Raw genomic sequence first — 18788 nt, forward strand, 5'->3', positions numbered from 1 at the left:
TCCTGCCCCCCCCCCCGGCGCCCCGCGCCCCCCCACCCCCTCTGGTGGGGTTGGGCCCGCCCCCCCCCCCTGGGTGTGTGGGCCGGCCCCTCAAACGGATCGTGGCCGGGCTACTTCGGGGTGCTCTCGCTCGGCTTCTGACCGTTCGGCTGACCGTTGGGAGGTCCGCCTGCGGGGCGGTTGCTGCCGTCGTCGATCGCGCTGGCCGTGGCGGTGGTTCCGCTGACCACCGCGCGGATCCGGACCGACGCGCCGGTCTTGATCGAGGCGATCTTCCCGTCCCGGTTCACCTTCGTGCCCGAGTTGACGACGTACGTGCGGGTGTAGCCGTCGGCGCTCTTCACCGTGATCGACGTACTGCTGACCGCGGTCACCGAACCGGTCTGGGTGGCGACGGTCTGGTACCCGCCGCCGTCCTTCGCGGTCACGAACTCGCCGTGCAACGCGTCGAACATCCCGTCCTGCGGTCCCTTGTCGTGATCAGGGGCCTGTGACGTCGAGGTCGATGGGGACGGAGTGGTGTTGTCCCCGGTGGCCGCGAACGCGACGCCACCGCCAACCGTGGTCGCCGCGACCGCGGCGATCGTGCCGGCCGCCCGCCAGCGGTTGTCGATGAGTTTCTGATGCAACGCCATCCTGCAGTGCCTTCCGTTGCGTGCCAGGAGGTGCCCGGCACTGGTCCTTCCACCGTTCTGGGCAGACCTGGCACGGCCCTCGGGCAGCGCTGGAAAATCGCTGGCAATCAGACCACGAACAGTACGGCGCTCAGCCAGACGCCGGCGGCCAGTGACGTGCCGAGCAGCTCGATCAGGATCGACACGCCGGTCTCGCGCAGCGCGTGCTTGGTCGACCGCCACGCGTCCCCGTGCGTCCGCAGTCGCTGCGCCTCGGACAGGTAGACACCGATCGGGAAGCCGATGAACATGCCCACCACCGGGATCAGGAAGAACCCGACGATCCCGAGCACGACCCCGAAGAACATCGACCGCCGGGGTACGCCGGCCTCGCGCAGCCGCCGCTCCGGTACGACGTACTTCACCACCTGACTCGCACCGATCAGCACCCCGCAGATCGCGAACACGATCCAGCCGGCCGGACTGTGCACCACGATCGCCCAGACCAGGATCGCCGCGAGGCTGAGGATCGCCCCGGGCAGGATCGGGACGACGATCCCGATGATGCCGACGAAGATCGCCACTCCGGCAAGTACGGTCACTCCAGTCTCCACACCGACACTGTCTCGCATCCCCGGACCTTTAGGGTGGGGACATGTCGCAGCTGCACGAACTGGTCACTGCCCTCGCCGCTCCCTGGGTGGTCCTCTCGCCGCGCTCCGGTCAGCTCACCGGCTCCGGCGCGGAGGGCGTCTACGCCCGGGACCGCCGCATCCTGTCCCGGATGGTCGTCACGATCGACGGCCGCGAACCGGTCCCGGTGCACGTGGACGAACGGGACGCGGCCACTCATCAGTACGTCGCGACGGTCGAGGGGCTCGGCGACACCCGCCACGACCCGACCGTGATGCTGTACCGGACGCGGACGGTCGCCTCCGACGGCCTCACCGAGCAGATCACGCTGGTGAACCGGTCCCGGGAGGCGATCGAATGCCGGCTGGAAGTTGCCCTGGGCACCGATCTCGCGGGCACCGCAGCAGTGCGTAGCGGCGCGGCCACCAGCCTGCCGCAGCTCGCGCCACTCCCGGACGGCCCCGGTCGCACCCGCTGGGAGAGCGCCGGCACCCGGGTCGTGGTGACCGCCGAACCGGGCGTGTCGGCGACACCGCGCGTCGAGCCGGGGGAGGAGTTCACGCTCACGCTGCACGTCACGGCCGACTTCCCGCCGTCCACCACCGGCTTCTCGATCGAGCCGCCCGCCGAGCGCACGCCGTACGACGTCGGCGTGTCCTGCGACGACAAGCGGGTCGAGCGCTGGTTCGACCGATCGCTCAGGGATGTCCTCGCCCTGCAGCTCGCGGCCGGCGATGACCGGTACCTCGGCGCCGGACCGCCGTGGTACCTGACGCTCTTCGGCCGGGACTCGCTGATCTCCTCGGGCATGCTGATCCCGGTCGACCCGAGTCTGGCCGCGGGCACGTTGCGCGCCCTGGCCGCGCGACAGGGCACGAAGGTCGACGCCGAGTCGGCCGAGCAGCCGGGCAAGATCCCGCACGAACTGCGCGCCGAGGTCGCCGACCACGGTGGCGGTCTCATCCTCCCGGCCGTGTACTACGGAACGCACGACGCGACCCAGTTGTGGATCACGACCCTGCACAAGGCCTGGCGCTGGGGAATGCCGGCCGACGAGGTCCGCGCCCTGCTCCCGAACCTGCAGCGTGCGCTGTCCTGGATGAAGGAGTACGCCGACCCGGACGGCGACGGTTTCCTGGAGTACGTCGACGAGTCGGGTCATGGCCTCGCGAACCAGGGCTGGAAGGACTCGAACGACGCGGTGCAGTGGCCGGACGGGACGCTCGCGACGGCGCCGATCGCGCTCTGCGAGGTGCAGGGCTACGCCTACGCGGCCGCGGTCCAGGGCGCCGAGCTGCTCGAGGCGCACGGTGAGTCCGGCGACGAGTGGCAGGAGTGGGCGGCCGCGCTGCAGGAGCGGTTCCGGAAGACGTTCTGGGTCGACGGCTACCCGGCGATCGCCCTCGACGGCGCGAAGAACCCGGTCCCCGGCCGTGCCTCGAACATGGGTCACCTGCTCGGCACCGGCCTGCTCGACGCGGACGAGGAGGCGACGGTCGCCGAGGTGCTGGCCGGCGCCGACCTGAACAGCGGCTTCGGCCTCCGAACGTTGTCCACGGCAATGACCCGCTTCAACCCGCTCGGCTATCACACCGGCAGCGTCTGGCCGCACGACACCGCGATGACGGTGCAGGGCCTGTTCGCGACCGGCGAGTCCGAGGTCGCGTCGTCGTACGTCGAGGGTCTGGTCCGGGCCGCGGAGGCGTTCGGCTACCGGCTGCCCGAGCTGTACGGCGGGCGCGGGACGGGCGCGGAGAGTACGCCGACGCCGTACCCGCTGTCGTGCCGGCCGCAGGCGTGGGCCGCGGCCTCGGCCGTGGCGGTTCTGGTCGCGGCGCTCGGGATCGAGCCCGACGTACCCGGTGGCACGCTGGTGCTGAACCCGGCGGAGTCGGTGCCGTGGAAGGTGCTCGAGATCCGTGGGCTGCGGCTCGGCGACCAGACGCTGTCGGTGCGGTTGGAGGATGGCGAGCTGACGATTCTGGACGCGCCCCAGAGTGCGGTTCAGAGTGCGGTTCAGAGTGCGGTGACCAACGCGACCGCGGACAGCCCCAGGTAGATCACCGCGACCACCACGTTGCGCCGTCGGTTCGTGGTCCGGACCGAGCTGAAGCGGCGTCCGATCGCGTCCGCGCCGACGGCGTAACAGAGGTCGAGGGTGATGCCGATCAGCAAGGTGCCGGCGCCGAGGAGCAGCATTTCGGTGCGGAGCTGGACGGGGCCGGCGCCGCGCGTGGTGAACTGCGGGAGGAAGGCCAGGAAGAACAACGCGGCCTTCGGGTTGAGCAGGTTCACCACGACGCCGTCGCGAAAAACCCGGCCGAGCGGTGCTGCCTGGACGCCACTGGACTGCTCGGTGGTCGGTGCCTTGAGGAGCGTGAGGCCGAGGTAGGCGAGGTAGAGCGCGCCGGCGACCGTGATGGCGGTGAAGAGGGGCGGCGAGGTCTGGACGAGCGCGGCGAGGCCGAGCGCGGTCACGACGATGTAGACCAGCGTGCCGGTCTCGACCGCCAGCGCGGACACCACGCCCGCGCGGCGGCCCTGGGTGAGACTGCGGAGCGAGATGTAGAGGTTGTTCGGCCCCGGTATCCCGACCAGCACCACCGTCGCGCCGGCGAACCCCAGCACCTGACCGATCCCCATTCCGTACTCGCTCCCTGTCGAACTGGACTGCTTGGCGGTACTAGCCTGGCGGCGGCAGAAGCAGTCCACCCGAGCCAATAAGAGGAGAAGTGGACCGTTTTACGGACGCCGCCGGACTGGCCGACCTGATCGGTCATCGACTGAGCGGCCGCACCGGCGGCCTGTACCGGCGCCTCGCGGACGAGATCGCCGCGCTGATCGGCTCCGCCGAGCTCCCGGTCGGCGCCCGCCTCCCGTCCGAGCGCCGGCTGGCCGAGTCCCTGGCGATCAGTCGATCCACGGTCGTCGCGGCGTACGACGAACTGCGCGCCCGCGGCCTGGTCGAGAGCCGTCGCGGCAGCGGTACGACGGTCGCACGCGCGGCCGGACGCGGCCGTTCACGAGCGGACAAGCGGATGCCCGCCGGGTACGGCGAGTCGCTGTTCCACCGGATCACGGTCGGCCCGGGCGAGGTCATCTCCCTCACGTACGCCGTCGATCCCGGCCTGCCCGAGCTCTCCGAGGAGTTGATCGATCTCGCGTCGAGCGATCTGCCGGCGCTGCTCGGCGACGTCGGGTACCACCCGCGGGGGCTGCCGGTGCTGCGCGAGCGGATCGCGGAGCACTTCACCGAGTCCGGTCTGCCGACGTCCGCGGACGAGATCGTGGTCACGACCGGCGCGCATCAGGCGATCGCGCTGGTGACTCAGATGTACCTGCGCAACGGCGCGGCGGTGGCGATCGAGCAGCCGAGTTGGCCGGGGTGTTTCGACCTGTTCGGGGCGGCCGGTGGGCGAGTGGTCGGCGTACCGCTGGATGACGCGGGGATCCGGCCGGATCTGTTGGAGGCGGCGTTCGCGGCGCATCAACCGGCGATGTTGTTCGTGATGCCGACGTTCCACAATCCGACGGGACGGTTGATGTCGGCGAACCGGCGGCGCCAGGTCGCGGAGCTGGCGGCGCGGCACGGGGTCGTGGTGGTGGAGGACAACGCGTACTCGGCGTGGGATCCGTCCGGCCCGGAGATTCCGCCCCCGTTGGCGGCGTACGCGCCGGACGATGCGGAGGTGCTGACGATCGGATCGGTGTCGAAGGCCGTCTGGGGTGGACTGCGGATCGGCTGGATCCGGGCCTCGCGTCCGTTGGCGGAACGGTTGGCGCGGCACAAGGCGCTCGCCGATCTCGGGAGTCCGGTGATCGATCAGGCACTGACCGCCCGGCTGCTGCCGCGGCTCGGCGAGCTGACGGCGGCGCGGGCCCGCTCGGCGACCGTGCGGAAAGCGCTGATGGGGGAGTTGCTGTCGGACCGGCTGCCGGAGTGGGAATGGTCGCCGCCGGTCGGTGGGTCCGCGCTGTGGATCCGGCTGCCGGACACGGACGCGCGGGTGTTCGCCCAGGTCGCGTTGCGGCACGGCGTCGAGGTGGTGGCGGGTCAGGCGATGGATCCGACCGGCGAACACGACGACTACCTACGGGTTCCGTTCGCTTACTCGGAGCAAGTGCTTGACGATGCAGTCACCCGGCTCGCGCGGGCCTGGCAGGAGCTCCGCCGGCACGGTCCCGGGCCCGACGTACCTGTCATGTAAGGAATCTGGGCACAAGAAGGGACGGCGGTCCACTCTCCCGAGTGAACCGCCGTCGCGGCCTGCTATGACTTTGGCGCCGTCGTTGGCGCGTTTGGAACAGCCTGGTGCTTACCGCTTCTCGTCTTCCGCGGAGATCGTCGGGGTGGCTTCGAGCCGACCGGTCTCGTCGTGGATCGTGATCGCGATGTCGCGCAGCTTCTCCGAGTGCTCCCGGCCGTGGTGGGCGCAGAAAAGCAGCTCCCCACCGCTGGTCAGGGTGACTCGGACGTAGGCCTGCGCACCGCAGCGGTCACAACGATCCGCGGCCGACAGGGCCGAACTCGGGGCGAGTGCTGTAGTCATTGAGGCCTCATCTCATCTAGTTCCGTACACACCAGATAGCAACATCCTGACATGCGGATCGCTTCCCGGTGCGGTCAACGTGTCCGTATGTGAGACGAACCACCTGTCTTGCTATGACGCTTGCTGACGCGGAATCGTTTCGTCGACGGGCGAATTTCTGGTGAGCTACGGAGGCGGGGTGCTCCTTCTCTCACTGTGCGCCATGAAACCGTCACCGTGTGCTGGCTCTCGGAGTGTCGTACACCACTCGGAATCGAGTCCAGATCGATACCTGTCGCGACACGGATTTCCGGTACCCGGCCGGATGCGGCCGCTGGGCCCGCCTGCGGCGTTTTGGGGGTGGGGCCGCATACTCTGTCCCTAGTCAGTGCGTGAACCAGTGAAGGAGCCAAGTGGCCGCCCCGACGCCTCGCAGTACCGAGCTCGACCCGACGTACAACGCCCGCAACCTGCTCGTCCTCGAAGGTCTGGAGGCGGTCCGGAAGCGCCCCGGCATGTACATCGGGTCCACCGACAGCCGCGGCCTGATGCACTGCCTGTGGGAGATCATCGACAACGCCGTCGACGAGGCCCTGGCCGGCCACGGCGAGCGGATCGACGTCGTGCTCTACAAAGACGGCTCGGTCGAGGTGAAGGACCGCGCCCGCGGCATCCCGGTGGACATCGAGCCGAAGACGAAGCTGAGTGGTGTCGAGGTCGTCTTCACCAAGCTGCACGCCGGCGGCAAGTTCGGCGGCGGCTCCTACAACGCGTCCGGTGGTCTGCACGGTGTCGGCGCCTCGGTGGTGAACGCGCTGTCCGCGCGCCTCGACGTCGAGGTCGACCGTGGCAGCACGGTCTGGACCACTTCGTTCCGGCGTGGTGTGGCTGGTGAGTTCGACGGCGACGGCGCGGCCGCGTCGTTCACGCCGGCGAAGGGCCTGCGCAAGGCCGGCCGGGCGAAGAAGGGTGTCACCGGCACCCGGATCCGTTACTGGGCCGACCGGCAGATCTTCACCAAGGACGCCACCTTCAACTACGACGAGCTGGTCACCCGGGCGCGGCAGACGTCGTTCCTGGTGCCAGGGCTCGAGCTGGTGATCCGCGACGAGCGCGGCGACGAGGCCACCGAGGAGACCTTCAAGCACGAGGGCGGGATCAGCGAGTTCTGCGACTTCCTGGCGACCGACCAGAAGGTCACCGACGTCGTGCGGCTGGCCGGCACCGGACACTTCACCGAGACCGTCCCGATGCTGGACGACGCCGGTCACATGACCCCGACTGACGTCGAGCGCGACCTCGACGTTGACATCGCGGTCCGTTGGGGCGACGGGTACGAGACCGAGCTGCGCTCGTTCGTGAACATCGTCGCCACGCCGAAGGGCGGCACGCACGTGGCCGGCTTCGAGCGCGCGCTGTCGAAGAGCTTCACGAACGCCCTCGACGGCACCCGGCTGCTGAAGAACGGCGAGGAGGTCATCAAGGACGATGTCCTCGAAGGCATGACCGCCGTTGTCACCGTGCGGCTCGCGGAGCCGCAGTTCGACGGGCAGACCAAGGAAGTCCTCGGGACGCCGGCCGCCTCGCGGATCGTCGCGAAGGTCGTGCAGACCGAGCTCGAGTCGTTCCTGACGTCGACCAAGCGTGAGTTCAAGGCGCAGGCGCGGGCCGTGCTGGAGAAGGTGGTGGCCGCGTCCCGGACGCGCGTCGCCGCCCGCCAGCACCGCGAGCTGCAGCGCCGCAAGACCGCGCTGGAATCGTCGGCGCTGCCGGCCAAGCTGGCCGACTGCCGCAGCAACGACGTCGACCGCTCCGAGCTGTTCATCGTCGAGGGTGATTCGGCCCTCGGTACGGCGAAGCTCGCGCGGAGCTCGGAGTTCCAGGCGCTGCTGCCGATCCGGGGCAAGATCCTGAACGTGCAGAAGGCGTCGGTCGGCGACATGCTGAAGAACGCCGAGTGCGCCTCGATCATCCAGGTCGTGGGTGCCGGCTCCGGCCGGACGTTCGACCTCGAGCAGGCGCGGTACGGCAAGATCATCTTCATGGCCGACGCCGACTCCGACGGCGCCCACATCCGCTGCCTGCTCGCCACGCTGTTCTTCCGGTACATGCGTCCGCTGGTCGAGGCCGGGCGGGTCTACACCGCCGTACCGCCGCTGCACCGGTTCGAGCTGACGAACCCGAAGAAGGGGCAGGACAAGTACCTGTACACCTACAGCGACGCGGAGTACCAGCGGAAGACCGCCGAGCTGATGAAGAAGGGCGTCCGCTGGAAGGAGCCCCCGCAGCGTTACAAGGGTCTCGGTGAGATGGACGCCGACCAGCTGGCCGAAACCACCATGGACCCGCGGCACCGCACGCTGCGCCGGATCACGGTCGACGACGGCGAGGACGCGGCGAAGGTCTTCGACCTGCTCATGGGCAACGACGTCGCTCCCCGCAAGGAGTTCCTGGTCCAGGGCGCCTACGAACTGGACGAGAACCGCATCGACGTATGAGTCCGCGGCTGGCGTGCTTCGATCTGGACAACACGTTGATCGATCGCAACGGGGCCTTCCTGAGGTGGGCCCGGTGGTGGGTGGACGTGAACCACCTGGACGAGTCTGCGCTCGAGTGGTTCGTTGCTCATGACAACGGTGGGTACCGGCCGCGGGCAGAGCTGTTCGAGATGGCGCGGGCGCGGTTCGAGCTCACGACTCCGGTCGACGATCTGGTGGCGTACTACAACGAGGAACATCCGTTGTTCACCTGGGTGCGGCCCGCCGTGCTCGACGGGCTGGCCGAGCTGCGTGCGGCAGGCTGGCGGGTCGCGGTGGTGACGAACGGCGAGACCCTCCAGCAGGACCTGAAGCTGGAGTACACGCTGCTCGCGCGCGCGGTCGATTACGCCTGCGTCTCCGGGACCGTCGGCGTCCGCAAGCCCGACCGGCGGATCTTCGAGCTCGCCGCGGAACACACCGGGGCGACCCTCGACGGCGGGTGGATGGTGGGCGACCACCCGGCGTACGACATCGCCGGCGGGATCGCCGCGGGGCTGCGGACGATCCGGATCGGGCAGCACCATCAGGACGAGACGCCGGTCGCGGACCATCACTTCGACTCGGTGCTGGAGGCGTTCCCGGTCATCTTGGCGGGATGACCTGACCTGCCGGTACGGCGTGGCCGTCGACGGTGATCGTCGTACCGCCTGGTGTGATCGCGACGTCGATCGCGTGGCCTCGGTGGGTGTAGTTGGTGATCTCGATCGTGCCGTCGGGGATCGGTTGCGGGGTGATGTCGAGTGAGCCGTCGGGGCGCGGGCGGATGCCGGCCAGGCCGTGGAGGATCGCTTCGGCGCCGGTGAGGCCGGCGATGATGTTGATGCGGCGGCCGGAGGCGGGGGCGCCGGGCTTGTCGCAGTAGTGGTCCTGGGGGAAGTACGGGTAGTGCTTGCCCATCCAGAACAGTCGGCGCAGAACGTCCCAGGCCAGGTCCGGTTCGCCGTGTTCCCAGAGGGTGAGTGCGAGTTGCGGTGCCTCGCCCGTGTAGGCGCCGGATCCGGACCAGTCGATGTCGGCGGTCTCGTAGTGCAGGTCGTCCTCGGCGCTGACGCTGCTCACGCCGTACTCGCCCAGGAACGCGCCTGGTCGCAGATGGGTGAGGAGCGCGGCCGCGATGTCGGGTGGGCAGGCGGTGAGGGCGTCGTACGCCTGGATCGAATACGCCAGCTCGGTGTGACCATCGGGATAGCGGCTGCGGAACCAGCCGGCGGTCGGGTCCCAGAGTTGCTTGATCAGCTCGTCGCGGATCTGGCGCGCGGACGTTCGGAGTTCGTCGACGGGTAGCCCCGCGTTGGTGAGGTCGGACAGATCCGCGAGGGTTTCGAGGGCCCAGGCCCGTTCCGCGTTGGGGCTGGCGACGACGTGCTCCCAGCCGGAGCTTCGCATCTCGAGCAGGTTGCTCTGATCGCCATAGTCCCGGAGTACGCCGCTCTGCTCGTCGGGGCGAAACCGTTTGTCGAGGGCGGTAAGTACGTCGTACAGGCGGCTGACCAGACTCGCGTCGAGGTGATGGTGCGCGGCGGCGGCGCGGGTGAGGGTGACGAGGGACGAGCCGCTGTAGGCGTACGCGACGCCGAGGCCGGTGCCGTCGGGCGCGATCGCGTAGCGGTCGGTGAGGTCGGCGTCGAGGAACGAGTTGATGATGTCGAGGATGCTGTCGCCGAGCATCAGGCTGAGGAGGTTCGGTGCGTAGCCGCCGGTGTCCCAGGCGTACGCGCACAGCGCACCGCCGTCCAGGCCGGAGGTGGCGACGAAGGGCTGGGTGACGAAATCCGGGTGGTCCCAGAGACACATCAGACCGCTGGCGAGCGAGCGGCGGTAGTACTCCTCGAGGCCGGGGATGTCGGAGGTGAGGACGGGAAGCCGGTGCAGTACGTCTGTTGGGGCCGACTCGGCGGGGTGCCCGACGGCCAGCGTGAAGGCGAGTTCGCCGTACGGCGGCAGCGTCCCGGTCAGCTCGTCGTGCTCGAGTGCAATCCGATGGGATGGGCCCGCATCACCCGGCGGCACCCAACCCCACTCTGACAGTGGGACATGGTGGGGCTGGTTCGGAGTGAGCTCGGGGTGGACCGCGAGCTGGTGGGCGTTGGCGGAGCGGTTGGTGAGCTTGAGAGTCAGGCTGTAGCCGGCCGCGCCGTGATGTGGGGTGAGGGTGGACTCGACGGTGAACGAGGTTAGTCGGCCGTCTGCGTAGTGGTGGTAGCTGCCGGTGCGAGCGAGGCGGTCCGGGTACCAAGTGCCGCCGGTGGGAAGGATGCCGCGATTGCCCGCGCCGGGCCGGGCAGCGTCGACGACATTGCGGCCGTCGAGCTCGAAGGTGAATGTCAGCCGGCTGTCGGGCGCGGCCAGTGGGGGAGCGAACCAGCCGCCGACTCCGCACACGGTGCCGGCGAGCTGGCTGACGGTTCCCGTGCCGCTGCGCACCCAGATCTCAGCGGGTGGTGCGGCGCGGCGCAGGTCGAACGCGAAGTCGTCGAGGGCATAGGGCGGCATGGGCGGCCTTCCTGAAAGGGCGTGCCGGACCGGTCCCGGCAGGTGATCCCGGCCTGCGTAGGACCGGTCCAACACGGTGCGAGGATCGTGGCACGGGGACGCCGATCAGCGCAATGCCTCGGCTGGAAACCGTTTTCGCTCCAAGTGTTGACGGCGTACCAGGCCGCTGTTACGTTCCGGTGCACTACCTCGTTGGACCAGTCCAACGGGCCGAGCCGAAGGATCCGCAGGATGGCGAAACTGACGATTCGTGACATCGCGGCGCTGGCCGGTGTGTCGAAGTCGACGGTCTCGCTGGTGCTGAACAACAGCCCGAAGGTCGACCCCGCCACCCGCCGGCACGTGCTCGCGGTGATGCGGCGGAACCGGTACGTCCCGAGCTTCGCGGCGACCGCGCTGGCCAAGGGCAGTACCCGGCTGATCGGCATGGTCGTGCCCGGGCTGTCCTGGCACATGGTTGCCTCGATCAACATCGGGGTGGCGGCCGTGACCGAGCGCAGCGGGTTCGACATCATCCTCTACACCGCGACCAACGACCGCGACTACGGGTCGCTGATCGACCGGATCCTCACCGCGAGCATGGTCTCCGGCCTGCTCGTGGTCAGCCACGAACAACCGCTCGAGCCGCTCGTCCAGCTGCACTCCGACGGCCTGCCGGTCGTCCTGGTGAACACCATCGACGCCGATGTCGCGCTGCCCTCGGTCACCACCGACAACTACGACGGCGCGCTGACGGCGATGGATCACCTGCTGCAACTGGGACACGAGCGGATCGCCTGTGTCCAGGGCCGGATGCTGTACCGCTGCTGCCAGGACCGCTACCGCGGTTACCTGGACGCCCTCCGATCCGCCGGCATCCAGCCCGATCCCGAACTTACCAAACCCGGCGACTTCCTGCCCGAGCAGATCCGCGCCCGCTCGCGCGAGCTGTTCGCGCTGCCACCGGACCAGCGCCCGACCGCGGTCTTCGCGCACTCGGACGTGACCGCGTACGGCGTGATGACCGCGGCCGCCGAGGCCGGACTCCGGGTTCCGGAGGACGTGTCGGTGATCGGCTTCGACGACATCGAGTCGGCAGCTCAGATCCGGCCGCCGCTCACCACCATCCAGCAACCGTTCGTGGACATGGGCAAGCGCGCCGCGCAGATGCTCCTGGACGCGATCGGCCCGAACGACGAAGTACCTGACGAAGAACCGGCCGATGAGGCGCTGCCGCGACTCGTGATGCCGACCAGCTTGATCGTCCGGGCGAGTTGCGGGCCGGTGCCCGTGACCCGGTCCCCGCGCGGACGCTCGCAGACCACCAAGGCCTGATCCGTCCGGATCCCGGTCCCGCCCGACCCGAGCACGTCCGACCACAGCAGCACACCCGTCAGGACCCCGGCTTTGCCGTTCGGTCCGCGCTGCCGTGCGCCCTCTGGAAGGAACCGTCCAGTGTTCAGAAAACTGGCCACCGGGGTGACCGTGGCCCTCCTCGCAGCCATCGCGGTCCAGCCCACCGCACGCGCCGAGGCCGCCCCGTTCGAAGTTCTCCCGTCCGACGCCGTTGCCAACTTCACCGAGTTCAAGAGCCTGCCCGCCGACGCGACCACGCAGGTCCCGATCACCGGCAATCCGAACTTCACCAAGGCACTGCAGGTCGCGGTCCCGAACGGCCCACAGAGTCCCGGTCTCGACGGCGAGTACGAGATCACGCTCGGCGTACCCGCGTCCGCCACCGTCAACGAGGGTGACGCGATGGTCGCCACGCTGTGGGCGCGCTCGATCGTTCCGACGGCCGGCGCCACCACGGGCAACGCACATGTCGTGTTCGAGACCGATGGATCGCCGTACAAGAAGTCGATGAACGCCGCGCTGCTCTACGGGTCGGACTGGCAGAAGTTCGAGTTCCCGTTCCGCGCCGCGACAACGTACACGGCTGGTACGGCGACTGCGGCGCACCTGAACCTTTGGCTCGGGTACGGCGCGCAGACGTTCCAGATCGCCGGCGTCTCGGTGCAGGACTGGGGTCCGGGCACGCCGGCCGGCTACCCGCAGGTGACGTACGACGGGCGGGACGCGAACGCGGCCTGGCGTACGGCGGCGAACGCGCGGATCGACCAGTACCGCAAGGGCAACCTCGCGGTGTCGGTCGTCGACCCGGCCGGGAACCCGGTGAGTGGCGCGACCGTGTCCGCGGTGCAGCAGACGAGCGCGTTCAAGTTCGGCGCGGCCTCGGACGGCGCGCGGCTGGTCGGTGATCCGTCCAGCGGCATCAGCGCGGCGGACCTCGCGCAGTACCAGAGCAAGGTCTCCACGGTCTTCAACCAAGGAGCCCTGGGCAACAATCTGAAGTGGAACCACTGGGAGAACCCGACCGAACGGGACGCGATCACACTGCCCGCGATGCGGTGGATGCGTGCGCGCGGGCTGCGGGTCCGTGGGCACAACCTGGTCTGGCCGTCCTGGGGGAATCTTCCGTCCGATCTCAGCGGCCTGCAGAGCACCCCGGCGGCGCTGCGGACGCGGGTGAACAACCACATCCTGGACGAGACGTCCGCGTTGGCCGGGATCGTCGACGAGTGGGACGTGGTCAACGAGCCGTACTCCGAGCACAACCTGCAGGACATCCTCGGGCCGGACGAGATCGCGTCGTGGTTCCGCCTGGCGAAGCAGGGCGATCCGAACGTACCGCTGGTGCTGAACGACTACGGCCTGCTGGAGAACAACGGCTGGGAGAAGCGGCACCGCGATCACGACTACGCGATCGTGCAGTCGCTCAAGGCGTCCGGAGCGCCGATCGACGCGGTCGGCTTCGAAAGCCACTTCAACGGACTGCAGCTGACCTCACCGGATCAACTGCTGGCGATCGTCGACCAGTTCGCGGCGCTCGGGGTGAAGGTCGCGATCACCGAGTTCGACGTCGACACCGACGACCTGCAACTGCAGGCGGACTACACGCGCGACTTCATGACCGCGATGTTCTCGGACCCGAACGTCAACCAGATCAGCAACTTCGGGATCTGGGCCAACAACATCTACAACCCGCGAGTCGCGCTCTACAACGCGGACTGGTCGCCCAAGCCGAACGGCCTGGTCTGGGAGGACCTGATCAAGCGGCAGTGGCACACAAGCGCGTCCGGTACGACGACAGCGGCCGGCGCGTACAGCACGCGCGGCTTCCTCGGTGACTACCTGGTGACCGTCACCGTGAACGGCATCTCGAAGCAGGTGAAGGTGGCGATGCCCACGACGGCCGGCGCGTCGGTGAAGGTGATCGCGGACGGCATCGCGACGACCGTACGGACGGACCAGCCGAACCCGATCGGCGACGGCGACTTCGAGAGCGGCACCCGCGGCTGGACTCCGCTCGGCACCGGTCCGGCGACCGCCGCGAATGCACACAGCGGCCACACCGCCCTCTCCCTGAGCCCGGGCTCGGGCGTCACGCAGAATCTGAGCGGCCTGACGCCCGGCACGAGCTACCTGCTGTCCGGATGGGGCCGACTGAACGGGGGAGGCACCCAGTGCTACGTCGGCGTCCGCGGCGGCGCGACCGCAGGTACGCCGACCTTCCAGTACGTGCTGTCGTACGCCGACGAACGCGCGTACACGCAGAAGCTGGCCGCGTTCACGCCACCGACCGGGACGAAGTGGGTGCAGGCGTTCGCCTGGTCGAATGCCAGTGCGTCAACGCCAGAATGCACGCTAGATGACCTGGCGATCACGCCGACCGACGGGACGCCACCACCCGCGCAAGGACCACCGACTGTCGCGCCGTCGCTGCCGACTCCTTCGGTGCTTGCGAACAGCTCGTTGGAGAACCAGTCGACGACCACCGGCTGGTACTGCCTCGGGACCTGCACGCTGAAGAACGCGTCCGCCACACCACACACCGGTAGTGGCGACCTGTCAGCCAGCGCACGGGAGGCCGCGTGGGCCGGTCCTGCGCAAGGCGTGTCTGTGGTCAACGGAGGTCTGTACGACTCGTCAGCGTGGGTGCGGCTGAGCAGTGGATCGGACACCGCAATGGTGAGCCTGAAGCTGACCACGTCGACCGGATCAACCACGATCAGGCTCGGCTCGGCCGCTGTCACCAGCACCGGCTGGACACGGATCTCCGCCGCGGACACGAACGTGTCCTGGACCGGCACCCTCACCAAAGCCGAGTGGTGGATCAGTACGACGACCGGCGCCGGCGACGTCCTGGTGGACGACGTCTCGTTCGCCCCGAAGGCCAAGACCGTTGCCGATCCAGGCACCGGCCCGGCGGAGACGGCCTTCAACCCGGTGCAACCCACGGCGGCCTGCGTCGTCCGAAACACCGCCGACGGCACCTACACGGCGTACTTCGGCTACTCCAACGCGAACAACTACTACATCCCGGTCCCGGTCGGCACTGACAACGCGTTCAGCCCCGGCCCGTCGGACCGCGGTCAGACCGTCTCGTTCCTGCCCTTCCAACGACCACGCCGAGTGGCCGTGACCTGGGACGGCACTCTGCTCACCTGGCGGCTCGGCGCACTGACCCAGACCGCATCGTCCGCTACGCCGCCCTGCGCCTAGCACTCACTGGAGGAACTTCCATGTCCACATCCATGTCCCGGCGGACCCTGCTCCGCGGGGCGGCCGCACTGGCCGGTGCGGGCGCGCTCGCCGGCTGCTCGTCGGGTAACGACTCGTCAGGCTCGAAGGCCACAAAGACCATCACCTACTGGGACTGGTACGCCAGTCAGGCCGGCTGGGTCGACAACGAGATCAAGCTGTTCCAGCAGGCTCACCCGGGGATCGAGGTGAAGAAGACCACGCAGGTCAGCGACAAGTACGCCGACCTGGTGTCGCTGGCGTACCGCAGCGACAACGCGCCGGACATCCTGATGGTGCCGAAGAGCCCACAGCTCAGCCAGCAGATCACGCAGAACTGGTTGCTGCCGCTGGACAAGTGGGCGACCTCGTCGTGGCAGGGCCGGTTCCCGGAGAACAGCTTCGTCGAAGGCGTCGACGTCTTCGACGGGAAGGTCTACACGGCACCGTTCGCCGCGCCGGCCCCGTCGCTGCAGCTCTACATCCACCACGGCGTCTTCAAGGACGCCGGCCTGACCAACGCGGACGGCAGCGTGAAACTGCCGAAGACGTGGGACGAGGTCGCGAGCGCCGCCGACGCGATCGCGTCGAAGAGCGGCGGCAAGGTCGCGCCGTTCGGCTTCGGCAACTCGACGAACACGACCCTGGCCTGGTGGCTGGATCTGTTCGTCCGGGGCGCCGGTACGCCGGGCGGCGCGGCCGTCGGCGGCATCGACGGGATGGACTACCGCGTCGGGAAGTGGACGTTCGGCAGCGACCGGAACTACCTCGACGTGATCAACCTGCTGCTCGAGTGGAAGAACAAGAACTGGTTCTACCCGAACTCGATGAGCATCTCGGACGAGCAGGCGCGGGCGTTCTTCGAGCGCGGCAAGTTCGGGATGACCATCGGGGGAGTGTGGAACCAGCCGGAGTGGAGCAAGCACAAGTTCACCGAGTACAGCCTGGTGACGCTGCCGACGCCGTCCGCCGGTGATCCGAAGGCGCTGTTCTACGGACCGCCCGGTGGCAAGTTCGTCGCGGTGAACGCGAAGACGCCGCACGCCGACGAGGCGTGGGCGTGGTTCGACTGGCTGTACAGCCCCGACGCGGGCAAGCGGTGGGTCGAGCAGGGCCAGGGCCTGTCCGTGTACGCGAAGAACAACGACCCGAAGAGCGTCACCTTCGCCCCGTTCGCGCAGTACGTCGCGATGTCGGGAGCCGCCGTGGTCGGTCCGCAGCCGACGATCCGGAACTCGAAGGTGTCGGCCGTGCAGCTGCCGGCGGTGAAGCCGGACATCAACGACCTGCTCGCGGGCGTCTGGACCGGACAGGTCAAGGATCCGCAGGCCGCGCTGAACGAACTGACGGACAAGATGAACGCGGCACTGGGTGATGCGATGAAGAAGGCGCCGGGTGTGAGCGCGAAGGATTTCACGTTCGCCGACTGGGATCTGACCAAGCCCTACACGACCAAGCCGGGCGCCTGATGGTGATGACCACCACGGTGCGCGAAGACGTCACCCGCACCGAGCCACCGCGCTCGGTCGGGCGGCGTCGAGCGCGCCGCCGGACCTACTTGTGGTCGTACGTGTACCTCGCACCGATGATGGTGCTCCTGCTGGTGTTCGTGGTGTACCCGATCGTGGCCTCACTGGGGTACACGTTCTACAAATGGGACGGCATCGGCGACCCGTCGGACTTCGTCGGGCTGGACAACTTCCGCCAGATCGTCCACGACAACATCTTCTGGCGGTCGCTCGGACACACCTTCGTGTACGCCGCGTTCGTCGTACCGATCCAGCTGGTGCTGGCGCTGGCTCTGGCGCTCGTGCTGAACAACAAGAAGCTGCGGTTCGCGTCGTTCTACCGGACGCTGTTCTTCCTGCCGGTGGTGACGTCCGCGGCGGTGATCGGTGTCGTCATCCAGCTGCTCGTGTCGAACTTCGGGGACTCGATCAACGACCTGCTGCTGAAGCTGCACGTGACCGACAGGCACATCGACTGGCTGGGGGATCCGCACTTCGCGCTCGGGATCATCATTCTGGTCGGGATCTGGCACACGTTCGGCTACAACCTCGTGTACTTCCTGGCGGGGCTGCAGACGATCCCGGACGAGCTGTACGAGGCCGCCCGGCTGGACGGTGCGGGCCGGCTGGCGACCTTCCGGTACATCACGATCCCGATGTTGCGCGCGGTCGGCGTGGTGATCGTGATCCTCGCGGTGATCGGGACGTTCCAGATCTTCGACCTGGTGCAGGTGCTGACCAGCGGCGGTCCGTTCTTCGCGACCGAGGTCGTGAACACCTACATCTACCACCTGGCGTTCGGCGGCAGTAACGCGAACGCCGTACAGCCGAACATCGGTCTCGCCTCGGCCGCGTCGTTCGTGTACGGCGTCCTGCTGATCGGGTTCTCCGTCGTCCAGGTCGTCGTACTGCGCTCGCTCGCGAAGCGGCGGGGGACGGGAGGGATCGCGTGACTGTACAAATTGCGCGCCTCCGGCGCGCGGGGTCATCGGGCTGTTGCTCCCGGCCTTCCCTCGTCGCTCCAGTCGCTTCGCTCCCTCCGCTCCTCAGTCCAGGCCGGGAGGCCCCATGACCAGCCGGCGGATGGTGACAGCGATGACGCATGTCGCGCTGTTGGTGAGTGGGCTCGCGTGGCTGTACCCGCTGTTCTGGGCGCTCGGGAGTTCGCTGAAGAGCGACGACGACTTCTTCACCGACGGGCTGAACCCGATGCCGTCGCACTTCCTCTGGGCGAACTACCTCGACGCCTGGCGCGAGGCCTCGTTCGGCCGGTACTTCATGAACACAATACTGATCACCTTGGGCACTGTGGTGATCACTTTAGTAGTCACGTCCTGCGCGGGATACGTGCTCGCCCGGACACGGTTCCCGGGGCGTGGATTCTGCCTGGGGCTGGTGTCCGCGACGCTGTTCCTGCCGCACGGATACACGATTATCCCGGTTTTCGACCTGATGCAACGACTGCATCTGCTGAACAGCCTGTGGGCGGTGATCATCGTGCAGGCCTCCGGCGGAGTGGTGTTCGGGACGTTCCTTTTTATGGGCTACTTCATGGCCGTCGACAAGGAACTCGAGGACGCCGCCCAGGTGGACGGCGCGAACTTCCACCAGACGTTCGCGCGGATCATGCTGCCGCTGTCGGGCCCGATGCTCGCCACCGTTGGGTTGTTCACTGCGATCACCGCCTGGAACAGCTTCTTCATCCCGCTCGTGTTCACACTCGGCCGGCCCGAGCTGCGCACGCTGGCGATCGGCATGTACGCGTTCATCGGCGAGAACTCGACCGAGTGGACGCTGCTGTGCGCGGGCACCGTCATCACGCTCGCGCCGATCATCCTGCTCTTCGTGCTGTTGCAGCGCTTCTTCGTCAACGGCCTGGCCGGCGCGGTCAAGTCCTAGGGGGACCAC

At 68.4% G+C, this 18788-nt stretch carries 14 protein-coding genes; 9 read left to right on the forward strand and 5 right to left on the reverse strand.

The window, feature by feature from the left end; all coding sequences use genetic code 11:
* Positions 1 to 110: 110 nt before the first annotated feature.
* Positions 111 to 635 carry a hypothetical protein gene (locus ACWGID_RS36845; RefSeq protein WP_452203996.1) on the reverse strand — a complete coding sequence of 175 codons (525 nt, stop codon included), beginning with the start codon at positions 633 to 635 and terminating at the stop codon, positions 111 to 113.
* Between the two features lie 107 nt (positions 636 to 742).
* A complete protein-coding gene (locus ACWGID_RS36850) occupies positions 743 to 1228 on the reverse strand; it encodes a DUF456 domain-containing protein (RefSeq protein ID WP_452203997.1) in 486 nt (161 codons plus the stop codon).
* A 41-nt stretch (positions 1229 to 1269) separates the two neighbouring features.
* On the opposite strand from ACWGID_RS36850, the gene ACWGID_RS36855 reads away from it, so the two are divergent.
* A complete protein-coding gene (locus ACWGID_RS36855) occupies positions 1270 to 3306 on the forward strand; it encodes an amylo-alpha-1,6-glucosidase (protein ID WP_452203998.1) in 2037 nt (678 codons plus the stop codon).
* On the opposite strand, the gene ACWGID_RS36860 is transcribed toward ACWGID_RS36855, so the two are convergent.
* Positions 3264 to 3890, reverse strand: a complete 627-nt coding sequence (locus tag ACWGID_RS36860; protein WP_452203999.1) for a LysE family translocator — start codon at positions 3888 to 3890, stop codon at positions 3264 to 3266. The genes ACWGID_RS36855 and ACWGID_RS36860 overlap by 43 nt on opposite strands.
* 89 nt (positions 3891 to 3979) lie before the next feature.
* Here ACWGID_RS36860 and ACWGID_RS36865 point away from each other — a divergent pair, with 89 nt between their 5' ends.
* A complete protein-coding gene (locus ACWGID_RS36865; protein ID WP_452204000.1) occupies positions 3980 to 5455 on the forward strand; it encodes an aminotransferase-like domain-containing protein in 1476 nt (491 codons plus the stop codon).
* A gap of 108 nt (positions 5456 to 5563) precedes the next feature.
* Here ACWGID_RS36865 and ACWGID_RS36870 read toward each other — a convergent pair whose 3' ends face one another.
* On the reverse strand, positions 5564 to 5797 hold the full coding sequence (locus tag ACWGID_RS36870; protein ID WP_452204001.1) for a DUF7455 domain-containing protein: 234 nt from the start codon (positions 5795 to 5797) through the stop codon (positions 5564 to 5566).
* Between the two features lie 392 nt (positions 5798 to 6189).
* On the opposite strand from ACWGID_RS36870, the gene ACWGID_RS36875 reads away from it, so the two are divergent.
* Both ACWGID_RS36875 and ACWGID_RS36880 read left to right on the forward strand, forming a co-directional pair.
* Positions 6190 to 8274 (forward strand): DNA gyrase/topoisomerase IV subunit B, encoded by a 2085-nt coding sequence (locus ACWGID_RS36875; RefSeq protein WP_452204002.1) that lies wholly within the window; start codon positions 6190 to 6192, stop codon positions 8272 to 8274.
* Entirely contained in the window at positions 8271 to 8915 is a 645-nt protein-coding gene (locus ACWGID_RS36880; RefSeq protein WP_452204003.1) for an HAD family hydrolase, read from the forward strand. The genes ACWGID_RS36875 and ACWGID_RS36880 overlap by 4 nt, the downstream gene beginning before the upstream one ends.
* Here ACWGID_RS36880 and ACWGID_RS36885 read toward each other — a convergent pair.
* Complete coding sequence (locus ACWGID_RS36885; RefSeq protein WP_452204004.1) at positions 8899 to 10809, reverse strand: MGH1-like glycoside hydrolase domain-containing protein; 1911 nt, start codon at positions 10807 to 10809, stop codon at positions 8899 to 8901. The genes ACWGID_RS36880 and ACWGID_RS36885 overlap by 17 nt on opposite strands.
* 231 nt (positions 10810 to 11040) lie before the next feature.
* Here ACWGID_RS36885 and ACWGID_RS36890 point away from each other — a divergent pair, with 231 nt between their 5' ends.
* From ACWGID_RS36890 to ACWGID_RS36910, 5 genes are all read left to right on the forward strand, one after another.
* Positions 11041 to 12123, forward strand: coding sequence for a LacI family DNA-binding transcriptional regulator (locus ACWGID_RS36890; protein ID WP_452204005.1), 1083 nt, complete (start codon positions 11041 to 11043; stop codon positions 12121 to 12123).
* 120 nt (positions 12124 to 12243) lie between these two features.
* Positions 12244 to 15354, forward strand: a complete 3111-nt coding sequence (locus ACWGID_RS36895; RefSeq protein ID WP_452204006.1) for an endo-1,4-beta-xylanase — start codon at positions 12244 to 12246, stop codon at positions 15352 to 15354.
* A 20-nt stretch (positions 15355 to 15374) separates the two neighbouring features.
* Positions 15375 to 16841 (forward strand): extracellular solute-binding protein, encoded by a 1467-nt coding sequence (locus ACWGID_RS36900; RefSeq protein WP_452204007.1) that lies wholly within the window; start codon positions 15375 to 15377, stop codon positions 16839 to 16841.
* A 5-nt stretch (positions 16842 to 16846) separates the two neighbouring features.
* Positions 16847 to 17833 (forward strand): carbohydrate ABC transporter permease, encoded by a 987-nt coding sequence (locus ACWGID_RS36905; protein ID WP_452204008.1) that lies wholly within the window; start codon positions 16847 to 16849, stop codon positions 17831 to 17833.
* Between the two features lie 115 nt (positions 17834 to 17948).
* Entirely contained in the window at positions 17949 to 18779 is an 831-nt protein-coding gene (locus ACWGID_RS36910; RefSeq protein ID WP_452204009.1) for a carbohydrate ABC transporter permease, read from the forward strand.
* The last annotated feature ends 9 nt before the right edge of the window (positions 18780 to 18788 follow it).

It is taken from the genome of Kribbella sp. NPDC054772 (assembly GCF_053611945.1).